Below are 5,251 nucleotides of genomic sequence, written 5' to 3'. Positions count from 1 at the left end.
TGCATTTAGCCATCAGCTATCAGCTATCAGCTATGAGTTATTAACTCATTATCTTGGAAGAAGGAATTAGTAGTCAAGGACTGAAATATGTTTGCGCAGCATTCCGCAGGAAATGAAATATTTATGTCAGCTAACCTTAGTCTTTGCTTGATTCAAATAAAAGCTGATAGCTGACTGCTAATAGCTGTTTGCGCAGCATTCCGCAGGAAATGCTTACTAATATTCAGCTTCCAACTCTAGAGAATTTAGTGATTTTTTTAAGTGTGACTTAGTAGAATATATCAGTCAGGAAATATTAATCTGACTCCCAGGCGATCAGATGAATTTATATTCATAACTAATAGAAAAAATCTTCTATATTCGTTTTTTTCTTCTTCCCTGTTCCCTGTTCCCTACTCTTGGAGAATAACTATATTTTAGTCAACTTTGTTAGACGATTTTTTTGTGGTTATATCATGTCTGGATAATTAGTGATAAAAACTTTCTCCTTCAACTCCAGTTCTTCTTCTTTCTTCCCTCCTGACTCCTGACTCCTGACTCCTGACTCCTCCATCGTTATTTATTTATCACTGTTCAACCGGACATGATATTAATAGAAAAAACCAGAAATGAAGAAATGAAGAAAATCCTGACTAAACCGAAGAAATGCTAAATCGCAACTTAATATTAACTACGATGACACTAAAATCTAGAACTCAAAACCTAGAACAAACCTAACATGGTAGAACTAACACCTAATCCTTCATTTAGTCTAACAATTCGCCTCGAAACTCCTAACCGCACCGGAATGTTGGCCAGCGTTACCCAAGCTATCGCATCAGAAGGAGGCAATATAGGCCACATTAACTTACTAGAGCAAAGTCGCCGAATTACACTTAGAGAAATTACAGTCGATGCCTATAGTACCGAACATTCGGAGAAAATCGTCCAAGCGGTTAAAGCATTAACAGAAATAAAAGTAGTTGATGTCTACGACCGCACCTTCAATTTACATCGTGGTGGTAAAATAACAGTCCAAGGTAAAATACCACTAAAGTCTCAATCTGACCTATCAATGGCCTATACCCCAGGAGTAGGCAGAATATCTAAAGCAATTGCAGAAGACCCCGAACAAATCTATCAACTTACCATTAAACAAAATACAGTTGCCATTGTTACAGATGGTAGTGCAGTTTTAGGATTAGGTAATTTAGGCCCAGGAGGAGCTTTACCAGTAATGGAAGGTAAGGCAATGCTATTTAAAGAATTTGCTGGAGTAGATGCCTTTCCGGTCTGTCTCGCTACTCAAGACACTGATGCTATTATCGAAACAGTTAAAAATATTGCTCCTGTATTTGGAGGAGTAAACTTAGAAGATATTGCTGCCCCCCGTTGTTTTGAAATAGAAGCCAAACTACGCCAAATATTAGACATTCCAGTATTTCATGATGACCAACACGGTACTGCAATAGTTAGTTTAGCTGCATTGATTAATGCTTTAAAGTTGGTCAAAAAATCTATAGAAGATATTCGTATTGTAATTAATGGAGCTGGTGCTGCAGGAATAGCGATCGCTCGTTTGTTACGCAAAGCAGGGGCCAATAAAATTTATTTATGTGACTCTAAAGGTATAGTATCAAAAGGTCGTACAGGTTTAAACCCAGAAAAACAAGAATTTGCTGTTGAATCTTCAGGTACTCTAGCAGATGCTTTGGTAGACGCTGATGTATTTTTAGGTGTCAGTGCTCCAGGGGTTGTTACCCCAGAAATGGTCCGTTCTATGGCTAAAGACCCTATAGTATTTGCTATGGCTAATCCTATTCCAGAAATACAACCAGAGTTAATTACAGGAGATGTGGCAGTCATGGCCACAGGTCGCAGTGATTACCCAAATCAAATTAATAATGTTTTGGCATTTCCCGGTATATTTCGCGGTGCCTTAGATTGTCGGGCCACTACCCTGACATCTACAATGTATTTAGAAGCTGCTAGAGCGATCGCCTCATTAGTCAAAGCTTCAGATCTAGACAAAGAACATATTATTCCTTCGGTCTTTGATACTAGGGTCGCTACTGCTGTGGCAGGAGCAGTGGCCCATGCTGCTCGCCAAGAAGGAGTAACCATTTAAAAGCTTTTAGATTTTTAAAATATAAATATCTTTAAGAAGTAAACATATCGCTATCTGTACCAAATAGTGAGTAGTGAGACCCCAGGGTCTCATTTTTTCTTGAATTTTTTTTGATTATTTCTTTTCAGAAAGTTACCAATAGTAACAATTTGATCAATATTTGCTGCAAATAACTAGGTTATTTTTTAGGAATCAGTGGTAGGGGAACCGTCGGATTGGCGACGTACAGAATGAATAGCTTTGATACCATTTACTAGGTCAGAATTTATCTTTGTATTCCAAAGGACATCTCCTGTCAAGTCTTTTAACTGCTCTGATTATTCATAACATTCTTTTTCCACCCTTGATATAAAGTGTGATTTATCAAAAAATTAAATATTGTAGAGCAGTTTCAAACCTATCCCAATCTGAAAAAATATAAAATATAACAGGGAACAGTGGGAAAAACATTTCCCCTTATTTCGATTCATCTCATCATCACTCTATGTCCTAACCTACCTGTTTATTGCTTGCTATATATCAAAATAAATAAATCAAATCATCAATGGTAACTACAAAAAAGATTCGTCGGAAAACTCGTAAAGTTCCAATATTTGAAAGAATGATGGCATTTTTAGCCCTAGTAAATTTTATTCTAGTGCTATTTAACATCAGCTATATTACCTTTCGTGATTTTTATTTTGAGCAAATCCCAATGCTCACAAAAAGATACGACCCAATAAAGGGAATTGAATCTAATAGAGATACAGAAAAATACTTAGATCATTTGGAACAACTGGAAACGAAAATACCTCAAGGTGCTGATTCTTTAATAGTACAAGAAGAGTTGGCAGAATTACGAGAACTTAGCATAGAAATGATCGTTCAAAATCCTTTCGCAGTTGCCAACAAAAGCGGCTCTTTAGAAAAAATAAAAAATAGAATAAGGGATAGAATTCCTAATTCAGAAGATTCTGCAAAAGAATCATTTAAAACCTTCTGGAGTCAAGAATACTTAACAAAAAATGGATGGATTGAAGAACTGGAATGGTTTGAAACAGAAATCAAACCATTAATTGCTAAAAACTATTATCGTGGCATCGGTGAAAGTGGAGGACTAGCTGATTATTTTGGCATAATCGACCTACCATTTATAATTATATTTGGTTTAGAATTTTTAGGCAGAACATTTTTAATTAGTCGTCGTTATCCTAGCGTAAATTGGCCAGAAGCGATGCTCTGGCGTTGGTACGATATTTTTCTACTATTACCATTTCTACAGTTTTTACGGATAATTCCTCTAACAATTCGCCTCAATGATGCTCAAATTATAGACCTAGAAACAATTAGGGCACAAGCTAGTCGAGGTTTTCTTGCTTCTATTGCTCAAGAACTAACAGAAGTAGTAATAATGCAAGTAATTAATCAAGTGCAAAAAGATGTCAAAACAGGAGAATTAGCAAAGCAAATATTTTCCTCTCAACAAAAAACTTATATCGATCTAAATAACATTAATGAAATCGAAGCGATCGCTACTAGATTAGTACAAGTAACTGTCTGCAAAGTAATACCTCAATTACAACCAGATATAGAAGCTCTAATCCGTTACAGTGTAGAGAAAATAGTAGAAGAATTACCAGTTTTTCAGAGATTTCAGCAAATACCAGGAGCAGAAAATTTAGCAAACCAACTATCAGAAAGATTAATTAAAGAATTATCCAATATTGCTACCGAAGGACCCCAAAATGCTTATGAAACAATTAAAATAGCAATGGCAGATCCAGTAGGAACAAAATTATCTAACCAGCTAGTTCAAAACTTCGGTAAAGCACTAAGTACAGAATTACAACAAGAACACACATTAGAAGAACTTCAATCCTTAGTATCAGCCTTTCTTGAAGAAGTAAAAATTAACTATGTGATGCGAATGAGCGAGGAAGATGTCGAAAAAATTCTAGAACAAACCAGACAACTACAGCTTAAAGCTAATCAACCCCAAAATAATATAAGCTAATACCGTTTCACGGAAGTCAAAAGTCAAAAGTCAAAAGTTAAAAGTTAAAAGTAAGATTTAATAGACAGAAAACTTTGACGTTTAAAGTATTGAAACGTATTATTTGACATGATAACTTTGAAACTATTTGTGACATCCTTAAAGTGAAATGGTATAAAAAGTTAATTGCAATCGGAGAAAAAATTAACTTGCTTCTCAACAAAAAATATGATATACTAATGAATTAATAGTTTAATAGAGCTAATTTAGTAGGGAAAACCTATCCCAATTCTCAACTTGTAAAATGAGTAATGAAAAAGTATCATAACTCTTACAGGAAGTAGAATTTAAAGTTAACAAAGCAGTTGTTGCTATTCGACAAGGCAAAATCAAGAAAGCCTCGTCTAAGCGAAATTTGTATAATCTGTAAAGGATTTAAGTTAATGTTAACAATTGTTAACGGGGAGTGGGTGAAGCCCACTTTTTTTGTTGCATTTGTCCTATGAGTCATCCATTAATACCACAAATCATCAATTTTGCTACCCCTATTGCCGAGTCCCTAGGATTGGAATTAGTAGGAGCAGTATTTCATACAAATCAGCATCCTCCAGTGCTGCGTTTGGACATTCGGAACTTTCATCAAGACACAGGTTTAGATGATTGTGAACGTATGAGCTATGCCATAGAAGAATCACTAGACGCAGCAAATATTATTTCTGAACCATATTTACTAGAAATATCCAGTCCTGGTATTTCTAAATTTTTGGATAATGACCGAGATTTCATTGCCTTTAAAGGGTTTAGCGTTACGGTAAATACTTCCGAACCCTATAAAGGTAAAAATCAGTGGATAGGGCAACTGGTTGGTCGCGATCAAACAGCAATTTACATTAACCAAAAAGGACGACAAGTAACTATTCCACGCTCTCTAATTATGACTGTTGAATTACAGGAAGGAAGGTAATTAGGGTTTGCGCTTCACTAGTCTTTTGTTAAGGGTAGGAGTCAGGAGTCAGTCCTCAGGAGTCAGAATAAATGGGAATTATAGAGGAGGTAGTCGGAATAATTTTCCCTTGATTTTTCTACCCTTGTCTGCCCAAAATCCTAACTTTTTGGTAGCTCAAGCTTAAAAAGCTTCAGCCTTTTTATACTGAAAAAAAGTGCAACTTTTT

General features: G+C 35.6%; 4 protein-coding genes. All 4 read left to right on the top strand.

The genetic code is table 11. The annotated features are described in order from the left end of the window. Positions 1-718: 718 nt before the first annotated feature. Positions 719-2,107: a malic enzyme-like NAD(P)-binding protein gene (locus tag F6K13_RS17005; protein WP_124145087.1), complete on the top strand. Its 1,389-nt coding sequence runs from the start codon at positions 719-721 to the stop codon at positions 2,105-2,107. A gap of 544 nt (positions 2,108-2,651) precedes the next feature. Continuing rightward, positions 2,652-4,100, top strand: coding sequence for a hypothetical protein (locus F6K13_RS17000; protein ID WP_192901125.1), 1,449 nt, complete (start codon positions 2,652-2,654; stop codon positions 4,098-4,100). Between the two features lie 481 nt (positions 4,101-4,581). Beyond that, positions 4,582-5,043 (top strand): ribosome maturation factor RimP, encoded by a 462-nt coding sequence (gene rimP / locus F6K13_RS16995; protein ID WP_124145086.1) that lies wholly within the window; start codon positions 4,582-4,584, stop codon positions 5,041-5,043. 7 nt (positions 5,044-5,050) lie between these two features. Next, complete coding sequence (locus tag F6K13_RS16990) at positions 5,051-5,209, top strand: hypothetical protein (protein WP_161564945.1); 159 nt, start codon at positions 5,051-5,053, stop codon at positions 5,207-5,209. Positions 5,210-5,251 lie beyond the last annotated feature (42 nt).

Source organism: Okeania sp. SIO2B9 (assembly GCF_010672505.1).
GTDB lineage: Bacteria > Cyanobacteriota > Cyanobacteriia > Cyanobacteriales > Microcoleaceae > Okeania > Okeania hirsuta.
The sequence above is the reverse complement of the archived record's forward strand: the minus strand, read 5'-3'. Positions and strand labels throughout refer to the sequence as shown.

What these genes read in the sequence shown, in the direction of transcription:
- F6K13_RS17005 (WP_124145087.1), top strand. Translation starts at nt 719, where the DNA reads ATGGTAGAACTAACACCTAATCCTTCATTTAGTCTAACAATTCGCCTC.
- F6K13_RS17000 (WP_192901125.1), top strand. Translation starts at nt 2,652, where the DNA reads ATGGTAACTACAAAAAAGATTCGTCGGAAAACTCGTAAAGTTCCAATA.
- rimP (WP_124145086.1), top strand. Translation starts at nt 4,582, where the DNA reads ATGAGTCATCCATTAATACCACAAATCATCAATTTTGCTACCCCTATT.